Here is an 18,620-nt window from a genome sequence, read left to right as displayed (position 1 = left end):
ATGATTGATATTCACTCGCATATCATTTTTGATGTGGATGACGGTCCTAAGACACTAGAGGATAGCCGACGTCTGCTCGAAGAAAGCTATCGTCAGGGCGTTCGCACCATTATTTCTACTTCTCATCGCCGAAAGGGTATGTTTGAAACGCCTGAAGAAAAGATTGCAGCAAACTTCAAGCAAGTGCAGGACTTGGCCAAGCAAGTTGCTGACGACTTGACCGTGCTATATGGAGCGGAGATTTACTATACTAGTGATATTTTGAAAAAGCTAGAAGAGGGGACATTTCCCAGTCTAGGTGCCACTAAGTATGTCTTAATCGAGTTTAGTATGAATACACCCTACAAGGATATTCATTCCGCCTTGGGTAATGTCATTCGCCTCGGTATGACTCCGGTAGTGGCCCATATCGAGCGCTATCACTGTCTGGAAAATGATGAAGACAGGGTCAGCGAATTGATCAATATGGGCTGCTATATGCAGGTCAATAGTTCAAATGTTTTGAAACCCAAGCTCTTTGGTGATCGTTACAAATTTATGAAAAAGCGTGTTCAGTTCTTTCTGGAACGGGACTTAGTTCATTTCGTTGCCAGCGACATGCACAATCTCGATGACAGACCGCCTTATATGCAAAAGGCCTATCAGATTGTCGCGAAAAAATATGGAGCTGCGCGTGCGGAAGAACTCTTTAAGACAAACCAAGAAATCTTATTAAGTAACGAGTTTATTTAATCAATCAAACTCTGGAGAAAGTAAATACATGAATCAAGAAAATCAAATGATCGAAATCGATGTGTTGTCTCTGTTGAAGACAATTTGGAAACGGAAATTTTTAATTATCTTAACTGCCTTATTGACAGGTATTTTAGCCTTAGGTTATAGCGTTTTTATTGCTAAGCCTGCTTATAAGAGTACGACACGTATCTACGTTGTCAATCGCCAGCAGGGTGAAAATCCTACCTTGACCAACCAAGATTTACAAGCTGGTTCTTATTTGGTAAAGGACTACAAGGAAATTATCCTATCTCAGGATGTCTTGGCATCCGTCATTTCAGAATTGAAACTGTCAGGTTCGCCATCTGACTTGGCATCTAAGGTAACTGTGACCGTACCGACAGATACTCGGATTGTGTCAATTACGGTTACGCATGCGGATCCAGCAGAAGCTAGCCGTATTGCCAATACCTTACGTGAAGTTGCTGCTGAGAAAATCATCGCTGTTACCAAGGTATCCGATGTTACAACGCTGGAAGAAGCAGAAACGCCCAAAACACCGTCTTCTCCGAACATCCGTCGCAATACTATTATTGGAGTGCTTGCGGGTGGTGTCTTGATGGTCATTTTAGTCGTAATTGTTGAGATCCTTGATGACCGTGTCAAGAAGCCAGAAGATATCGAAGAAACCCTAGGAATGACCTTGCTTGGTGTCGTTCCAGATATGAGTAAGGTAGGTTAGGAGATATAATGCCAATACTAGAGTTAGCAAAAAAGAAAAAGATTTCTATTTCACGGGTAGAGGAGTACTATAATGCTCTTCGAACCAATATCCAGCTTAGCGGCGAGAATATCAGAGTAATTGCTGTTAGTTCTACTTTCCCAGGGGAAGGAAAGACAACAACTTCAACCAATCTCGCTCTGACCTTTGCTAAGGCGGGTCACAAGACACTTTTGGTTGATGCAGATATCCGTAATTCTAAAATGTTAGGTGGGGTCTTTAAGAGTGATGGAAAAGTCACTGGGTTGACAGAATATCTGTCTGGGACTACAGATCTATCTCAAGGATTGTGCGAAACTGATGAGCCAAATCTTTTCGTCGTCTCTTCGGGGCAAATCTCCCCTAACCCGACTGCACTTCTTCAGAGTGATCGATTTGCAACGATGATGAACGTTTTACGCCGTCACTATGATTATATTATTGTGGATACACCACCGATTGGTATGGTAGTAGACGCGACTCTTATTTCTAGGGTCTGTGATGCTAGCCTTTTGGTTGTAGCACCAAAAGAAGTTAAGCGGAAGATGGTTCAAAGATCTAAAATGCAGTTAGAACAATCATCTACACCGTTCCTTGGTGTAGTCTTAAATAAATACAATGTTGAAGCGGATAAATATGGTTTCTATGGTTCCTATGGACACTATGGGGATAATTTGAGTAAAGAATAGTAGAAAAGCGAGAAAGAATATATGTTTAGGAAGCAAAGGGAAATCCAAGAGTTAGGAGTAGCTGTATTGGAACTGCTAGTGTCTATGCTAGCAGCGGTTTTAGTGAGCCTTATTTCTAATTCTGACTTGACAAGGACAAGTGTCTTTATCCTCTCTTTGCTTCATATTCTTGCTTTTTACATCAGCAATTATTTTCATCATTTTTTCCGTAGAGGTTACTTTGTAGAGTTCATCCAAACTTTAAAATACAGTGCCTTCTATGCTCTCTTTGTCACTTTTGCTTCCTTTATCATGGAGGAACACTTCTCTATCTCGCGCCGGGGGCTCATCTATTTTATTCTCCTAAATGGTCTACTAGTTTACGCGGCCAATATTTTGTTTAAAAACTACTATTCTTCTATTCATGCTCGGTCAAAAAACAGTACAAAGGTTTTTGTCATTACTACAAGTTCTAGGATAGAAAAGTTTTTTGCTCAAATAGAAAAAGCCCAAGACTTTGCCGGTCAGATAGTGGCGGTTACAGTAGTGGATGATCCTTCTTTTACAAGCTCTGCTTTTGATGTGGTGCTGGAAAAAGATATGATCGAGTACGCAACCCGGTCAGTAGTGGATGAGGTGTTTATCAACTTACCTAGCGATCTTTATCGTTTGGAAGATTTGATTTCTCAGTTTGAGCATATGGGAATCGATGTCAATGTTAATATCAATGCCCTAGATTTTCCAACCAATGGCGAGAAGCGCATTCGCAATGTAGCTGGTTTTAATATCGTGACGTTTTCGACCCGCTTCTATAGTTATTACCATGTCCTTTTGAAACGACTTCTAGACATTGTTGGTGCCCTCTTTGGCTTACTGCTTTGTGGGATAGCTGCTATTTTCCTAGTGCCTCAGATCAAAAAAGACGGTGGTCCAGCTATTTTTTCTCAAGATCGAGTTGGGAAGAATGGTCGTATCTTTAAATTTTATAAATTCCGCTCTATGGCTGTGGATGCTGAAGAGCGCAAAAAAGAGCTGATGGCGCAAAATACGATGTCAGATGGTATGTTTAAGGTCGATAATGATCCTCGCATCACGCCGATTGGACACTTTATTCGCAAGACAAGTCTGGATGAGTTGCCTCAGTTTTGGAATGTCCTCAAAGGCGATATGAGTCTGGTCGGTACGCGTCCGCCAACTGTGGATGAGTATGAAAAATACACGCCTGAGCAGAAAAAACGTTTGAGTTTCAAGCCAGGTATCACAGGTCTCTGGCAAGTCAGCGGCCGCAGTGAAATCACGAATTTTGATGATGTTGTAAAACTAGATGTGTCCTATATTGATGATTGGACTATCTGGTCAGATATTAAAATTTTACTAAAGACTGTTAAAGTCGTATTAATGAAAGATGGAGCGAAGTAAGTGAGACTTCGCTCCCTTGATAGGAGAAAGATGAAGAAGTCGGTTTATGTCATAGGCTCAAAAGGAATCCCTGCAAAGTATGGGGGGTTTGAAACCTTTGTTGAGAAATTAACAGAATATCAGCAAGATAGGAATATACAGTACTATGTGGCCTGTATGCGCGAAAATTCGGCTAAGTCTGGAATCACGGATGACCAATTTGAGCATAATGGGGCAATTTGTTTCAATATTGATGTGCCTAATATTGGACCAGCTAGAGCCATTGCCTATGATATTGCTGCTGTAAATAGAGCGATTGAAATCGCTAAAGCAAATAAGGATGAAGCTCCTATTTTCTATATTTTAGCTTGTCGTATTGGACCTTTTATCGCTGGACTTAAGAAGAAAATCAAAGCCATCGGAGGCAGTTTATTTGTCAATCCTGATGGACATGAGTGGCTCCGAGCAAAATGGAGTTTACCTGTCCGTAAGTATTGGAAATACTCAGAGCAACTTATGGTCAAGCATGCGGACTTATTGGTTTGCGATAGTAAAAATATCGAAAAATATATACAAGAAGACTATAAACAGTATCAGCCAAAGACGACTTACATCGCCTACGGGACAGATACAAGTAAGTCTGTATTAAAATCTGAAGACGAAAAAGTTCGTAATTGGTATCGGGAAAAAGGCGTTGCTGAAAACGAATATTATCTAGTTGTGGGACGATTCGTTCCCGAAAACAACTATGAAACCATGATTCGTGAATTTATGAAGTCTAATTCTAAAAAAGACTTTGTTCTCATTACAAATGTAGAACAAAATAAGTTTTATGATCGGTTGCTCAAGGATACAGGCTTCAACAAAGACCCGAGAGTCAAATTTGTTGGGACTGTCTATGACCAAGAATTGCTCAAGTACATCCGAGAGAATGCTTTTGCTTACTTCCATGGCCATGAAGTTGGTGGGACAAACCCATCGCTTTTAGAAGCTCTTGCTTCAACAAAGCTTAATTTGTTGTTAGATGTTGGCTTTAACCGTGAAGTTGGTGAGGATGGAGCCATTTATTGGAAAAAAGATGAGCTAGCGCATGTAATCGAAGAAGTGGAACAATTTGATGAAAGTGCTATTTTGGAATTAGACGAAAAGTCTAGCCAACGAATTGCGGATGCATTTACGTGGGAAAAGATTGTGTCGGATTATGAGGAAGTGTTTAAAGGATAAAGAATGAAACGGATTTTATATTTACATGCTGGTGCAGAAATGTATGGAGCAGATAAGGTTTTACTGGAATTGGTCAAAGGATTAAATCCCCAAGAATTTGAAGCTCATGTTATCCTGCCTAATGACGGTGTTTTAGTCGAAGCCTTACGCCAGGTTGGCGCTCAGGTTAGCGTGTTGCATTATCCGATTTTACGTAGAAAATACTTTAATCCTAAGGGGATTGTGGAATATCTGAAATCTTATCGTTGTTACTCCCAAAAAATTGCCCAATATGTGCGTGAAAATGGGATAGATCTTGTTCATAACAATACAACAGCTGTCTTGGAAGGAATATATCTCAAAAGAAAGGTGAAACTTCCCTTGATTTGGCACGTTCATGAGATTATTGTTAAGCCCAAGGCTATTTCAGATTTTATCAACTTCTTGATGGGGCGTTATGCAGATAAGATTGTAACAGTATCTCAAGCTGTTGCTAGTCATGTCAACCAGTCTCCCTTCATCAAAGAGGGTCAGATCCAGGTTATCTATAACGGAGTGGATAATGCGGTCTATCATCCGATGCAGGCAAGCGCAGTGCGTGAAAAATTTGGCATCCCAGAAGACGCTCTCGTCATTGGTATGGTTGGGCGTGTCAACGCTTGGAAGGGGCAAGGAGATTTCCTAGAAGCTGTGACACCGATTTTGGAGCATAATCCGAATGCCATAGCTTTTCTGGCGGGAAGTGCTTTTGCTGGTGAAGAGTGGCGAGTTGAAGAATTAGAGTCTAAGATTGCCAAATCAAGTGTAGTCTCACAAATCAAACGAATTGACTATTATGAGCATACGACTGAGCTTTATAATATGTTTGATATCTTTGTCTTACCAAGCACCAATCCTGATCCACTACCAACAGTGGTACTAGAGGCTATGGCTTGTGGTAAGCCAATAGTCGGCTACCGTCATGGTGGTGTCTGTGAAATGGTTGCTGAAGGTACAAATGGCTTACTGGCAAGCCCAGGACAAGCACAAAAACTATCGGATGCGATTTTGGAGTTGGTTTCTGATTCAGCGAAACGATTTCAATTTGGTGAGGCATCGGTAAAAAGACAAAGAGAATTATTTTCTTTGGATAGTTATATCAAAAACTTCTCGGGATTGTATAAAAACAGATAGAAAAGATTAGTTATGAATAAAATAGATTTTGTTGTTACTTGGGTCGATGGGAATGATCCTGTATGGCAAGAAAAAAAATCAAGGTATGATGGCTCGGTCAATACTTCTAAACAAAGTATGAACTCGGTCAAAGCTTACCGAGAATGGGGAACCTTCAAATACTGGTTTAGAGGAATTGAAAAGTTTGCTCCTTGGGTAAACAAGGTCTATCTCGTTACGGATCAGCAAAAACCAGCTTGGTTGGATATTAATAGTGAAAAATTGGTGTTGGTAGATCATACAGAGATTATCTGTAACGACTACCTACCAGTTTTTTCTGCGAATCCTATCGAAAGCAATATCCATCGGATTCATGGACTCTCTGAGCACTTTGTCTTTTTTAATGACGACATGTACTTGACAGCTCCAGTCGAGCCGACAGATTTTTTCTCAGAGGATGGTTTACCCAAATATAATACGGCTCTTTCACCGATTATTCCTGAAAGATATGGGACGGGAAATTTTCAGATAAATGACATGGAGATTGTCACTAGCTATTTCAGTCGAAATGAAATTTTGAAGAATGGCCAATTCTTTGATCCTAAGCAGGGATTAAAAAGTATTGTTAAGTCGCTACTATATAGAAATAGTCAGTTTATCTGTGGTTTCTGGGAGAGTCATCTGCCCTATCCTCTACTAAAATCAACGATGGATTTGGTATGGGAAAAGGAAAAAGCTGTCTTGGAAAGAACCTCAGCTAGCCGTTTTAGAGCTCCATCTGACACCAATGTTTGGCTCTTTAAGTATTGGCAGATTGCCAGTGGTCAATATGCTATCGGAAATCCTAAGTTGGGGGGACTCTTTTCTTTGGACAATGCCGGACCAGATTTTTGGAAGATACTAAATTCTGGCAAATACCAAATTATGTGTATCAATGATGGATTTAATGTCCAAGATGAGGAGCAGGTGATGACAGACTTTATCAAGGCCATGGACCAACTGCTTCCAGAAAAAAGTTCATTTGAGCTTTGAATATCTAACTGAGTAAGAGAAAGAAAAGAAAATATGATTTCGGTAATTGTGCCTGTTTACAATGTGGAGGACTACCTTCATTATGCCATGGAGAGTTTGGAACGTCAGACTTACAAGGATATGGAAGTCCTCTTGATTGATGATGGATCAAGTGATGGTTCAGGACTCTTGTGTGACCAGTATGCTCAGCAATATGATTGGGTGACTAGCTACCACAAGGTGAATGGTGGCTTGTCTGATGCTCGTAACTATGGGGTATCGAAAGCCAAGGGTGATTGGATTACCTTCCTTGATCCGGACGACTATTTGGAACCTTGCGCCTTGGAACTGCTAGCAGAGCTACAAAATCGTAACCAAGCAGATATGGTTAGTGGTAAAGTAGAGCCAACAGCTCACTATCATCGTTATCAAAATTTTCACGTGGAACAGCTTGATTTAGACCAGGTTAAGGTCTATGATAAGGCAAAGGCTCTGACTGAGATGCTTTACGGAGACTTTGTAACGGTCTCTGCTTGTGGTAAGCTCTATCGGAAAGAACTTCTTGAGAAAGCTCCCTTCCCCAAGGGGCGCATCTACGAAGACCTCTATGTTATCAGTGAGCATCTCAACCAAGTCCAATCTGTGGCCTTGTACCATCTTCCGATTTACCATTATTACCATAGACCTGGTAGCATTACTGCCTCAGCTTTCACGCCAAAACAATACGAGTTTTACGAAGCAATTGATCATTTAAAAGAGGTAGTGAAAGAGACTTATCAAGAAAGTTTAGAATTACAAGAAGCAATCATTTCACGCTTTTTTACAGGAAGCCTCCTTATTTTTACCATGATTCGAGATGGAAATATAGCAGAATTCAAGAGAATTCAGGAGAGGACAAAACCTTATTTGTCACTTGTGTTAAAGAATTCTAGAGTTAGTAAGAAGCGTAAGATTCTCTATATATTGATAAGTAAACATCCTCGCCTTTATTTTTACTTTAAAAAGTGGAAGAAATAAGCAACTGAATGAAAGAAATTCAGAGATTAGAAAAGGAAAAAGAAAATGTTGAAGATAGAACGCGATAAACTGCTAATAGCAGCAGTTCTAATACTGGTAATCTCTATAGATATGATCAATACATCTATGTTATCGCCTATTTTACCAAAGGTTCCAAGTTTAATTCCTTTTTTTGCAGTTGGGTTATTAGTAATACGATTTTTTCACATCCAACACTACTCTTTCGTTTATTTAATAGTTGCACCGATTTTCCTGTTTATAGGATTTATGATTTATCATAAAACAGGAAATCTCAATGCATTGATGTATATAATGTTGATTCTTTTTCTTTATAATGCTGAGATGGAAAGCATACTTAAAATATATGTGGGGGTAAGTCTGTTTTTTGTCGTGCTGATTGTCCTGTTATCTTTTATTGGAGCCATTCCAAATTTGCAATTCGTTCAGTCTCGCTCTGCGGGGGTTATAGTGAGAAATTCTTTTGGTTTTATTTATCCGACCGATTTTGCCTCCCACTGTTTTTATCTTTATACGGCATTTTCTTATATATTTAGGAATAGATTCATCATTTTACGGACTTTTTTTGGATTCGGATTATCCTATTTCATTATCCGCTATTGCGATGCTAGGCTTAATGCTGCTTCCATTGCTATCATGGCGCTAATTTATCTCTATTTTTACTACCAGAAAGATAAGGAGTCGCGATTTTTTTCTATACTTCCTTTATCAGCTGGTTTGGCATCTTCGGTTATGATTTATCTATCTAGCAAATTTACATGGTCGAGTCCTATGTATGTTATGCTCAATAATTTTTTTAGTATGCGGTTGCATTTGGGACATGAAGCATTAAAAAAATACACTTTGCAATTGTTTGGAACTCGAGGAATATCATTTGTCGGTTATGGAGGACGTACAGAATCTGTTTTGAGCTATGATTATGTAGATTCTTCCTATGTTCAGATGTTGTTTACCTATGGGATACTTCCAGTACTTTTATTGGTCTGCTTATATATGATGAGATCTTGGACTCTTTATCGTGAAAAGAATTATCTATTACTTACTACTTTGTCTTTGATTGCTGCCAACTGTATGTTTGAAGCTTTTTGGCTTCGGCCTTCCTACAATATATTTATGTTTGTGCTTTTTGCGCTGGTGCCTACAGTTGAATTTGAATCAAAGAAGGCTAAAATGAGGGATTCTATGTGAGAGTATTAAAAAATTACTTATATAATCTTTCTTATCAGTTGCTAGTCATTGTGCTACCAGTGATTACAACCCCCTATGTGACTCGAGTTTTTTCTTCTGAGGCTTTGGGTTCATATGGCTACTATAATTCTATTGTGACATATTTTATTCTATTGGCAACACTTGGCGTAGCTAACTATGGAACAAAGGAAATTTCAGGACATCGTAAGGATGTTGGGAATACATTCTGGGGGATATATAGTTTACAAGTATTAGCAACATGTTTGGCGGTTACACTTTATATAGTTGTATGTTTGTTTGTTCCTTCTATGAACAACCCAATTGCCTACATTCTAGGCTTAAGTTTACTTTCTCGTGGTTTTGATATTTCTTGGCTCTTTCAAGGCCTTGAAGATTTCAAAAAAATCACAGCTCGCAATACAGTTGTCAAACTTGTAGGCGTGGCTTCCATATTTATATTTGTAAAAAAACCATCTGACCTATACTTGTATATCACTCTCTTAGTCGTTTACGATTTATTAGGGCAATTGAGCATGTGGATTCCTGCACGAGAACATATTAGTAAACCACATCTGGACCTAGCCTATGTGAAGCAACATATTAAACCGGTAATTCTCTTATTTCTTCCACAGATTGCGATTTCACTCTATATCACACTAGACCGGACTATGTTGGGGGCCTTGTCTTCGACCAAGGATGTAGGAATTTACGATCAAGCCCTGAAATTATTGAATATTTTGTTGACCTTGGTAACTTCGCTAGGTAGCGTCATGTTACCTCGGGTCTCCAATCTCCTCTCATCAGGAAATCAAAAAGCAGTTAACAAGCTCCATGAAATGTCTTTCTTGGTTTATAATTTAGTTATCTTCCCAATGATTGCAGGGATTTTGATAGTCAACAAAGATTTTGTTCAATTTTTCTTGGGGCAAGACTTTCAAGATGCTCGCTATGCGATTGCTATCATGGTATTTAGGATGTTCTTCATCGGTTGGACCAATATTATGGGGATCCAGATTCTGATACCTCATAATCGCAATCGTGAATTTATGTTATCAACAACTATCCCAGCTATTTGTAGTGTTGGATTGAACTTATTACTGATTCCACCTTTGGGCTATATAGGAGCCTCCATTGTATCAGTAGCAACAGAAGGTTTAGTTTGGTTAATTCAGCTCTACTATACTAGTTCTTATCTAAAAGAGATCAAAATTCTGCCATCCATGGTAAAAATCTCCATAGCAGCACTCTTGATGTACGTTGCCTTGTATTCTATACAAGTCTTCATAAATTTCTCATCAGTAGTGAATGTATTAATTTATGCTGTACTTGGATTCATGGTTTATGGAGGGCTAGTTCTAGTTTTACGTGTTTTGGATTTTCAAGAACTAAAAAATGTTTTAAAGAAGTAAGGAGAATTTATGTACGATTATTTGATTGTCGGTGCTGGTTTGTCAGGTGCAATCTTTGCCCACGAAGCTAACAAACGCGGCAAGAAGGTTAAGGTGATTGATAAACGAGAACATATTGGTGGGAATATCTATTGCCAATCTGTTGAAGGAATCAATGTTCACAAGTATGGGGCTCATATCTTCCATACATCCAATAAAAAAGTTTGGGATTATGTTAATCAGTTTGCAGAGTTTAACAATTATATCAATTCCCCGATTGCCAACTATCAAGGCCATCTTTACAATCTACCTTTTAATATGAACACTTTCTACGCCTTGTGGGGGACAAAGACCCCAAAAGAAGTCGAGGAAAAGATTGCTGAGCAGACTACTCACATGCAAGATATTGAGCCAAAAAACTTAGAGGAACAAGCCATTAAGTTGATTGGTACTGATGTCTATGAAAAGCTGATCAAGGGCTACACCGAAAAACAATGGGGGCGTTCTGCCACTGAACTGCCACCCTTTATCATTAAGCGTTTGCCTGTCCGATTGACCTATGACAACAATTATTTCAATGACCGTTACCAAGGAATACCGATTGGTGGTTACAATGTTATCATTGAAAAGTTGTTGGAAGGAATCGAAGTAGAGCTCAATACAGATTTCTTTGCGGATCGTGAGAACTTGGAGGCTTCAGCAACTAAAATCGTCTTTACAGGGATGATTGATCAGTTCTTTAACTATAAGTTTGGTGAACTAGAGTATCGCAGTCTCCGCTTTGAGCATGAAATTCTGGATGAGGAGAATTATCAAGGAAATGCCGTAGTTAACTATACTGAGCGTGATATTCCTTATACTCGTATCATCGAACACAAACATTTTGAGTTTGGGACTCAGGTCAAGACCGTTATTACTAGAGAATATCCAGCAGATTGGAAACGAGACGATGAACCTTACTATCCAATTAATGATGCCAAAAACAATGCGACCTATGAGCAGTATCTAGCAGAAGCCCAAAAAAATGGCCGCGTTATCTTCTGTGGCCGCTTGGCAGATTATAAATATTACGATATGCATGTTACTGTTGAACGTGCATTGGATGTGGTAGAAGAAGAACTAGGGAGTATCTAAGAAGAACACAGGTAAAGGGGAGAAAAGGTGAAGTATTATCTGAAGGATTCATTTCTGCATAATGCACACGAAAAGAATGCAGGGAATAAGGCACGAAATGACGTGGAAGCCATTCTGATTTCAGAAGGTTATAAGGGATTGGAGCTCAAGGTTGAAAATTGGTATAAGATGAATTTCTTTAAAGCACAGCAATACAAATATTTTGCAACCAAGGCTGTGTTTGATCAGTTGAGCTCTGGGGATGAATTGGTGATCCAGTTCCCGATTATTCACCATACATTTTTCATTTCGCAACTCATCAAGCATGCGCAAAAAAGAGGAGCCAAATTCTATCTTTTGATCCATGATGTTGAAACGTTGCGTCATGCAGCAGGTTCGAATGTAAAATGGAGACATCGTTTAAGAAACTTTCTCCAAGAAAAGAGAGCTCTAATGTCAGCAGATGGAATTATCGTTCATAACGATATCATGAAAAAGGCTTTGACAAGCCAAGGTATACCAGCAGATAAGATGGTCAGTTTAGAGATTTTTGACTATTTGATTCCAAACTTTGAGGAAAAAGCAGCACCTCAAAAAGAACAAGCAATAATTGTTGCTGGAAATTTGATCCCAACAAAATCGGGTTATCTTTATAACTTGCCTGATCAGCCAGCCTACAATTTGTACGGAGTTGGCTACGATGAAAGTCGCGCTCTAGAAAACACCACTTACTATGGCTCCTTTATGCCAGATGACCTTCCAGCTGCCCTTGAAGGTAGTTTTGGTTTGGTGTGGGATGGGGATAGCTCTGAGACCTGCCAAGGTTCTTACGGAAATTATCTGCGTTTTAACAACTCACACAAGGCTTCGCTGTACTTGGCGGCAGGCTTCCCTGTAGTTGTTTGGGAAGAGTCAGCTCTGGCTCACTTTGTGATAGATAAACAGTGTGGTCTAGCTGTTTCTTCTCTCTCTGATTTAAAAGAAAATTTAGATATCTTGTCAGAAGAGCAATACAAAGAAATGTTAGAAAATGCTAAACAGATTGGTAGTAGACTTCGGCAAGGGCAATATTTGAGGGTTGCATTATCAAAATTGAAGTAAGATTGGTATTACGAAGGGAAGGGATAAACTTATGACACAAATTTTAGTCACAGGTGGTACAGGTTATATCGGTAGCCACACAGTAGTAGAGTTATTAAAAAGTGGTTATGATGTTGTAGTTGTAGATGATTTTTCAAATAGTTCGCTTCAGGTCTTAGATAGATTAAAAACTATTACAGGTGTGACGGTTCCTTTTTATCAAGGTTCTATTGCAGATAAAAAGTTTATGAGTCAGGTATTTGAGCAAAATCATATTGATGCAGTGATTCATTTTGCGGCTTATAAGGCGGTTGGTGAGTCTGTGCAAGAACCACTAAAATATTATGACAATAATGTTGGTGGTACTATATCCCTTCTCAATGTGATGAAGAAATATGATGTAAAGCATATTATCTTTAGTTCTAGTGCTACAGTTTATGGAATGGATAATATTTCACCATTGACAGAGGATTTGCCGACTTCAGCGACAAATCCTTATGGATATACGAAGTTGATGATGGAGCAAATTCTAACAGATGTTGCTGCTGCAAATCCAGATTGGTCTGTGACGAATCTTCGTTATTTTAATCCTATTGGAGCCCATGAGTCAGGTTTAATTGGGGAGGCTCCAAATGGAATCCCTAATAATCTGATGCCCTATATCACTCAGGTTGCAGTTGGTAAATTGCAGGAACTTAGTATTTTTGGTAATGACTATGATACACATGATGGTACAGGTGTGCGAGACTATATTCATGTGTTAGATTTAGCAAAAGGTCATGTTTTAGCTGTGAAGCATAATTTAGAACATAAGGGAACAGCTGTTTTCAACCTTGGAACTGGGACTGGCTATAGCGTTTTGGATATGGTTAAGGCTTTTGAATGTGAAAATGGAGTCAAGATTCCTTATGTAATCAAGGAACGTCGTCCTGGAGATGTGGCTACTTGTTATGCAGATCCTAATAAGGCATATCTTGTCTTAGGATGGAAAGCCGAAAAAAATCTACAGGATATGGTACGGGACTCATGGAGATGGCAAAGACTAAATCCAAATGGTTATGAAGTAAAAAAGTAGAGTGAGAGGTTAGGTTGTCTAATAAGTCATTCTTATTTCAAGTTATGAGTTAGAGCGATTGTATTTCATTATCGCCCTAAAATATTAGCTACTTCTAAATTTCAACATAGTAAAGTATTTAATCGTAAATGATTATCAAAAAGGTTACTTCCCAAAACTCCCAAATGTCAAAAATATTCCCTGAAATGTCATTTCCTAGTGACGTGCTCTACCTTTTGGCTCTTAAATGAGACAGGATACGATTCTTGCCCCTAATACTCTTCTTTTTGCGTTAAACTAGTGTTAAAGCAAAAAGATTGGAGTTATAATGGAAATTCAAGCAATTTATAATCAATTCAGAGATTACTATGGGGAGCTTGAGGCTGAGTATGCTCATTGTCAAAAGGCTAGCACGGAGTGGGAAAGCCTGCATCTGCGCTATCTGATTTACTACCTGATGCGCTACGATATCGGGGAGATGAAGTTTTTTAATGCCTATCATTATCGGGCGGCCTACCGCTGGTATTTGCAGTCCTTGATGCCGAGCTCGGCCTGATATTTAGAGAGTGGGACAGAAATCGGTAATTGCTTAGAATTCGAGTTCGTCGTCCCACCTCCGCACAGTTGAGTAGGGCTGTAAAAGCTGATGAAATCAGCGTAGTAGAGCCCACTCGACCACTGCGTCTTGCTCGACAACCCAAAGACAATTGAGAGGCTAGGACTTTTGTCCCAGACTCTTTTTTTATTCCCTTGGGGGAATAATTTATGATAAAATATAAGTAATACGGAGGTTGGCAAAATGGAGAAAAGATCTGAAATCAAGCGACAAGCAGCACCAAGTAACCGTGCCTTTATCCTTGCCCTGCTGGGAGCGGTATTTGTATCAGCGACTGTCATTTTATTCTTCCAAAGCATCATGGGGATGCCAAAGGGAAGCAGTGGGAATGCTGCTAAAGATGCTCCTAAATCCTCCTCGCTATCAGGAAAGAAAACCGACTCGAAAACGGTTCGCATTATGGCTAATGGGGACCTTTTGTACCATGATGGGCTTTATATGAGTGCCCAAAAAGCTGATGGTAGCTATGATTTTTCGGAAAATTTCACCTATGTCAAGGACTGGCTCCAGCAAGGAGATTTGGTCTTGGGAGATTTTGAAGGGACCATTCGCTCAGACTATCCTTTGGGAGGCTATCCGCTTTTCAATGCTCCAGAGGCTGTTGTGCCCGCCATCAAAGATGCTGGCTACCAAGTGGTGGATCTGGCCCATAATCACATCCTAGACTCAGGGCTTGAGGGAGTCTTTACGACTGCCAAAGCCTTTGAGGATCACGGGATTAGCCCAGTCGGTGTCTATACTCACAAGAATAGGGATAAATCGCCTATCCTGATCAAAGAGGTAAAAGGTATCAAGATTGCGATTCTGGCTTACTCCTATGGTTTTAATGGCCTGGAGTCCAATCTCAGTCAGAAGGAGATTGATCATCACCTATCGACCTTTGATGAGGACAAGATGAAGGCAGAGATTGAGCAGGCGGAGAAAGAAGCGGACATTACAGTAGTCATGCCACAGACGGGAATCGAATACCAGCTGGAGCCAAATGAGGAGCAGGTAGAGCTCTACCACAAGATGGTGGACTGGGGAGCGGACATCATTTTTGGTGGGCATCCGCACGTGGTGCAACCTTCAGAAATTCTTGAAAAAGATGGGCAGAAGAAGTTGATTATCTATTCCATGGGGAATTTTATCTCCAATCAGCGGATTGAAACCATGGCTGGTGTGGATACGGCTGAGTGGACCGAGCGTGGTGTCTTGATGGATGTGACCATTGAAAAGACGGATAAGGGGACCATTATCAAAACAGCTCAGGCACATCCAAGCTGGGTTAGCCGTGTGGAAAAGGGAACTTACTCACCAGAGGGTTACCCGCTTTACACTTATCAAACCCTGATCTTGGAAGATTTCATCGAGGGTGGAAAATATCGCAATCAGCTGGATCAGGCGACCAAAGATCGGATTGATACGGCCTATAAGGAAATGAAAGAGCATGTGCATCTGAATTGGAAATAAGCACAAAAAGCGACACTCCCTTTTGTTTCTTTGCTTTTCTTTGATGGAAAACGAACTATTATAGAGCCGACGAGCAAAATAGTTTCATTATCAAAGAATTTTATATATAATATAGGATACAAAAGGGGACAGGTATGTACAGCGTAATAGAAATGTATGGCGATTATGAGCCCTGGTGGTTTTTAGACGGTTGGGAGGACGATATCATTGAAAAAAGGTATTTCGATGATTATTATACCGCCCTCAAATACTATAAATACCGCTGGCTAGAGATGTCTCAAGCATCGCCACTTTATAAAAGCCGCAGTGATCTTATGACGATTTTCTGGGATCCGGCCGATCAACGTTGGTGTGAGGAGTGCAATGAAGATATTCAGCAATACCACTCCCTGCTTTTGTTAGAAAATGAAAGTAAGATCCCCAAGAGCAAGTATCGTCCAGGCTACCGCAAACAAAATGCCACTGAAAAACACCGTATTTGCAAAATTAAAGTGCGGGCTAGGTAGGATAAAAGTCAAAGAATGGAGAAAATTTCTTCATTCTTTTTTTATTTTTTCTCATTTTGTGCGAATAGTAAGGTGAGGAGGACTTATGGTTCAAAAAATTGCAAAGGAAATGATTCAATTGGCCAGGCAGGAAGCAGCTCAAGATGTCTATCTGATTCCCAAGAGCTCCTGTTACGAGCTCTATATGCGGGTGGGTGATGAGAGGCGCTTCATTCAGACCTATGATTTTGATTTATTATCGTCAGTCATCAGCCATTTTAAGTTTGTCTCGGGGATGAATGTCGGGGAGAAGAGGCGTAGCCAGCTAGGCTCCTGCGATTATGATTGTGGAGATGTGACGGTCTCGCTTCGTCTATCAACTGTCGGCGATTACCGTGGCTATGAGAGCCTGGTTATTCGTCTACTACACGATGAGGAGCGTGAGCTGCGTTTCTGGTTTGACAATCTGCCTGATCTTCGTAAAAAAGTAAATTCTCGTGGCCTTTATTTGTTTTCAGGGCCAGTTGGCAGTGGAAAGACGACGCTGATGCACCAGCTGGCCCAGATGAGATTTGGGCAGCAACAGGTCATGTCTATCGAAGACCCTGTGGAAATCAAGCAGGAAAATATGCTCCAGCTTCAGCTGAATGAAACCATCGGCATGACCTACGATAGCCTCATCAAGCTGTCTCTGCGCCACAGGCCGGATCTCTTGATTATCGGAGAAATCCGCGACCAAGAAACGGCTCGTGCGGTGGTAAGAGCTAGTTTGACAGGAGCCACGGTCTTTTCGACCATTCATGCTAAGAGCATTCGCGGAGTGTATGAGCGCCTGCTGGAGCTGGGTGTCAGTGAGGATGAGTTGCGCATGGTGTTACAGGGCGTCTGTTATCAGCGCTTAATCGGGGGAGGAGGTGTGATCGACTTTGTCAACCAAGACTATCAACAGCATGAAGCCAGTCTCTGGAACCAGCAGATTGACCAGCTTTTTGCAGATGGACATATCACAGCTGATCAAAGGCAGGCGGAAAAAATTATCTACGCCTAAGCAAAAGAAGATTATCGAGCTGTTCCGCAATCTCTTTACCAGTGGTTTTCATCTGGCGGAGATTGTTGATTTCCTGCGGCGGAGTGCCCTTTTAGAAGAGGCCTATGTCGCAGAAATGCGTTCGGGTTTGGCTGCGGGTCAGTCATTTTCTCAGATTATGAAGCGTTTGGGCTTTTCCGATAATGTGGTTACCCAGCTATCTTTGTCAGAGTTGCATGGGAATCTAAATCTTAGTTTGGGTAAAATCGAAGATTATCTGGAAAATCTATCCAAGGTCCGTAAGAAATTGATTGAGGTGGGGACTTATCCCCTGATGCTGCTTGGGTTTCTAGTGCTGATTATGCTGGGCTTGCGTAACTATCTCCTGCCTCAGCTGGATAGTCAAAATATGGCTACTCAGTTCATTCATTACCTACCGCAGATCTTTCTGGGATGCGTTTTGGTGATTTGCTTGCTGATTTGCGGTGGCTGGTTCTATTATCGCAAGAGCTCTAAGATGAGATTTTTCAGTCGTTTGGCCAAGTTTCCTTTTGTTGGCGCCTTAGTGCGAGCCTATCTGACGGCCTACTATGCGCGTGAATGGGGCAATATGATTGGGCAAGGGCTGGAATTGAGCCAGATCTTTCTCATCATGCAGGACCAGCCTTCTCAGCTCTTTCAGGAGCTGGGACGAGACTTGGAGACGGCTCTGGGTGCGGGTCAAGGCTACGCCGAGAAGGTCGGCACCTATCCCTTCTTTAAGAAAGAGCTGGCTCTCATCATCGAATACGGCGAGGTCAAGTCCAAATTGGGTGATGAATTGGAGCTGTATGCCGAAAAGACTTGGGAAGAGTTTTTCCTGAGAATCAATCGTGCTATGAATTTGATTCAGCCTCTCGTTTTTGTCTTTGTCGCCCTTGTTATCGTTTTACTTTATGCAGCTATGTTGCTGCCAATTTATCAAAATATGGAGATTCAATTATGAAAAAATTAAAAGCTTTGAAGGTCAAAGCCTTCACTCTGGTGGAAATGATGGATAGTAAAATTCTTCAATATGTAAGATAACAAGACACCTTGATTTGAATGATGGTTAGTAAAATTCTCTAAATTCTCCACTTAATGACAATGTCCTCGGCTGTAACCTGGACCTTGTTAATCAAAGTTCTAACAATAAATTTTTGATGATCATAGTCCATAGTTAATATGTCGTCAGTATTTAGGACTTGCTTCATATCCTCTTTTCTTTTCTGCCGTTTGATTGCAGGGTCATTGTCTT

19 protein-coding genes are annotated in these 18,620 nt (G+C 40.5%); 18 read left to right on the top strand and 1 reads right to left on the bottom strand.

Features of this window, described 5'->3' with window-relative positions:
* The 14 genes from cps4B to comW all read left to right on the top strand — a co-directional run bounded on the left by cps4B (position 1) and on the right by comW (position 14,320).
* Positions 1-732: a capsular polysaccharide biosynthesis protein Cps4B gene (cps4B, locus tag D8792_RS04475; RefSeq protein ID WP_125373061.1), complete on the top strand. Its 732-nt coding sequence runs from the start codon at positions 1-3 to the stop codon at positions 730-732.
* 28 nt (positions 733-760) lie between these two features.
* Positions 761-1,456, top strand: a complete 696-nt coding sequence (locus D8792_RS04470; protein ID WP_125373060.1) for a CspC family polysaccharide chain length determinant protein — start codon at positions 761-763, stop codon at positions 1,454-1,456.
* A gap of 8 nt (positions 1,457-1,464) precedes the next feature.
* Positions 1,465-2,163: a tyrosine-protein kinase gene (locus D8792_RS04465; protein WP_125373059.1), complete on the top strand. Its 699-nt coding sequence runs from the start codon at positions 1,465-1,467 to the stop codon at positions 2,161-2,163.
* A 21-nt stretch (positions 2,164-2,184) separates the two neighbouring features.
* Positions 2,185-3,561 (top strand): sugar transferase, encoded by a 1,377-nt coding sequence (locus tag D8792_RS04460; protein WP_125373058.1) that lies wholly within the window; start codon positions 2,185-2,187, stop codon positions 3,559-3,561.
* 30 nt (positions 3,562-3,591) lie between these two features.
* The gene (gene cps2T / locus D8792_RS04455; protein ID WP_125373057.1) at positions 3,592-4,764 is read left to right on the top strand and encodes a beta 1-4 rhamnosyltransferase Cps2T; all 1,173 of its coding nucleotides are present in this window, start codon (positions 3,592-3,594) and stop codon (positions 4,762-4,764) included.
* A 3-nt stretch (positions 4,765-4,767) separates the two neighbouring features.
* Positions 4,768-5,916 carry a glycosyltransferase family 4 protein gene (locus D8792_RS04450; RefSeq protein WP_125373056.1) on the top strand — a complete coding sequence of 383 codons (1,149 nt, stop codon included), beginning with the start codon at positions 4,768-4,770 and terminating at the stop codon, positions 5,914-5,916.
* Between the two features lie 12 nt (positions 5,917-5,928).
* Positions 5,929-6,927, top strand: a complete 999-nt coding sequence (locus tag D8792_RS04445) for a stealth family protein (RefSeq protein ID WP_125373055.1) — start codon at positions 5,929-5,931, stop codon at positions 6,925-6,927.
* A gap of 33 nt (positions 6,928-6,960) precedes the next feature.
* Positions 6,961-7,923, top strand: coding sequence for a glycosyltransferase family 2 protein (locus D8792_RS04440; protein ID WP_125373054.1), 963 nt, complete (start codon positions 6,961-6,963; stop codon positions 7,921-7,923).
* Positions 7,924-7,968: 45 nt separating this feature from the next.
* Positions 7,969-9,129, top strand: coding sequence for a polysaccharide polymerase (locus tag D8792_RS04435; RefSeq protein WP_125373053.1), 1,161 nt, complete (start codon positions 7,969-7,971; stop codon positions 9,127-9,129).
* Positions 9,126-10,538, top strand: coding sequence for a flippase (locus tag D8792_RS04430; RefSeq protein WP_125373052.1), 1,413 nt, complete (start codon positions 9,126-9,128; stop codon positions 10,536-10,538). The genes D8792_RS04435 and D8792_RS04430 overlap by 4 nt, the downstream gene beginning before the upstream one ends.
* A gap of 9 nt (positions 10,539-10,547) precedes the next feature.
* Entirely contained in the window at positions 10,548-11,651 is a 1,104-nt protein-coding gene (glf, locus tag D8792_RS04425; protein ID WP_125373051.1) for a UDP-galactopyranose mutase, read from the top strand.
* 27 nt (positions 11,652-11,678) lie between these two features.
* Positions 11,679-12,731 carry a glycosyltransferase gene (locus tag D8792_RS04420; RefSeq protein ID WP_125373050.1) on the top strand — a complete coding sequence of 351 codons (1,053 nt, stop codon included), beginning with the start codon at positions 11,679-11,681 and terminating at the stop codon, positions 12,729-12,731.
* Between the two features lie 31 nt (positions 12,732-12,762).
* A complete protein-coding gene (gene galE / locus D8792_RS04415) occupies positions 12,763-13,785 on the top strand; it encodes a UDP-glucose 4-epimerase GalE (protein WP_125373049.1) in 1,023 nt (340 codons plus the stop codon).
* Positions 13,786-14,092: 307 nt separating this feature from the next.
* Complete coding sequence (gene comW / locus D8792_RS04410; RefSeq protein ID WP_125373048.1) at positions 14,093-14,320, top strand: sigma(X)-activator ComW; 228 nt, start codon at positions 14,093-14,095, stop codon at positions 14,318-14,320.
* Here comW and D8792_RS11675 read toward each other — a convergent pair.
* Entirely contained in the window at positions 14,278-14,460 is a 183-nt protein-coding gene (locus D8792_RS11675; protein ID WP_125373203.1) for a hypothetical protein, read from the bottom strand. The genes comW and D8792_RS11675 overlap by 43 nt on opposite strands.
* A 103-nt stretch (positions 14,461-14,563) precedes the next feature.
* On the opposite strand from D8792_RS11675, the gene D8792_RS04400 reads away from it, so the two are divergent.
* From D8792_RS04400 to comGB, 4 genes are all read left to right on the top strand, one after another.
* Positions 14,564-15,832, top strand: a complete 1,269-nt coding sequence (locus D8792_RS04400) for a CapA family protein (RefSeq protein ID WP_125373047.1) — start codon at positions 14,564-14,566, stop codon at positions 15,830-15,832.
* 134 nt (positions 15,833-15,966) lie between these two features.
* Positions 15,967-16,338 (top strand): DUF1033 family protein, encoded by a 372-nt coding sequence (locus tag D8792_RS04395; protein ID WP_125373046.1) that lies wholly within the window; start codon positions 15,967-15,969, stop codon positions 16,336-16,338.
* A gap of 85 nt (positions 16,339-16,423) precedes the next feature.
* Positions 16,424-17,365 carry a competence type IV pilus ATPase ComGA gene (gene comGA, locus D8792_RS04390; protein ID WP_125373045.1) on the top strand — a complete coding sequence of 314 codons (942 nt, stop codon included), beginning with the start codon at positions 16,424-16,426 and terminating at the stop codon, positions 17,363-17,365.
* Complete coding sequence (comGB, locus tag D8792_RS04385; protein ID WP_125373044.1) at positions 17,313-18,329, top strand: competence type IV pilus assembly protein ComGB; 1,017 nt, start codon at positions 17,313-17,315, stop codon at positions 18,327-18,329. Before comGA ends, comGB begins: the two co-directional genes overlap by 53 nt.
* Positions 18,330-18,620 lie beyond the last annotated feature (291 nt).

The sequence above is a fragment of the Streptococcus cristatus genome (assembly GCF_003943505.1).
Lineage (GTDB): Bacteria > Bacillota > Bacilli > Lactobacillales > Streptococcaceae > Streptococcus > Streptococcus cristatus_E.
The sequence above is the reverse complement of the archived record's forward strand: the minus strand, read 5'-3'. Positions and strand labels throughout refer to the sequence as shown.

Excerpts from the sequence above, each read along its gene's own strand:
- galE (WP_125373049.1), top strand. The coding sequence starts at position 12,763 with ATGACACAAATTTTAGTCACAGGTGGTACAGGTTATATCGGTAGCCAC.
- D8792_RS04395 (WP_125373046.1), top strand. The coding sequence starts at position 15,967 with ATGTACAGCGTAATAGAAATGTATGGCGATTATGAGCCCTGGTGGTTT.
- comGB (WP_125373044.1), top strand. The coding sequence starts at position 17,313 with ATGGACATATCACAGCTGATCAAAGGCAGGCGGAAAAAATTATCTACG.
- D8792_RS04465 (WP_125373059.1), top strand. The coding sequence starts at position 1,465 with ATGCCAATACTAGAGTTAGCAAAAAAGAAAAAGATTTCTATTTCACGG.
- D8792_RS04460 (WP_125373058.1), top strand. The coding sequence starts at position 2,185 with ATGTTTAGGAAGCAAAGGGAAATCCAAGAGTTAGGAGTAGCTGTATTG.
- glf (WP_125373051.1), top strand. The coding sequence starts at position 10,548 with ATGTACGATTATTTGATTGTCGGTGCTGGTTTGTCAGGTGCAATCTTT.
- D8792_RS04450 (WP_125373056.1), top strand. The coding sequence starts at position 4,768 with ATGAAACGGATTTTATATTTACATGCTGGTGCAGAAATGTATGGAGCA.
- D8792_RS04445 (WP_125373055.1), top strand. The coding sequence starts at position 5,929 with ATGAATAAAATAGATTTTGTTGTTACTTGGGTCGATGGGAATGATCCT.
- D8792_RS04440 (WP_125373054.1), top strand. The coding sequence starts at position 6,961 with ATGATTTCGGTAATTGTGCCTGTTTACAATGTGGAGGACTACCTTCAT.
- cps2T (WP_125373057.1), top strand. The coding sequence starts at position 3,592 with ATGAAGAAGTCGGTTTATGTCATAGGCTCAAAAGGAATCCCTGCAAAG.
- comGA (WP_125373045.1), top strand. The coding sequence starts at position 16,424 with ATGGTTCAAAAAATTGCAAAGGAAATGATTCAATTGGCCAGGCAGGAA.
- D8792_RS04435 (WP_125373053.1), top strand. The coding sequence starts at position 7,969 with ATGTTGAAGATAGAACGCGATAAACTGCTAATAGCAGCAGTTCTAATA.
- D8792_RS04470 (WP_125373060.1), top strand. The coding sequence starts at position 761 with ATGAATCAAGAAAATCAAATGATCGAAATCGATGTGTTGTCTCTGTTG.
- cps4B (WP_125373061.1), top strand. The coding sequence starts at position 1 with ATGATTGATATTCACTCGCATATCATTTTTGATGTGGATGACGGTCCT.
- D8792_RS04400 (WP_125373047.1), top strand. The coding sequence starts at position 14,564 with ATGGAGAAAAGATCTGAAATCAAGCGACAAGCAGCACCAAGTAACCGT.
- comW (WP_125373048.1), top strand. The coding sequence starts at position 14,093 with ATGGAAATTCAAGCAATTTATAATCAATTCAGAGATTACTATGGGGAG.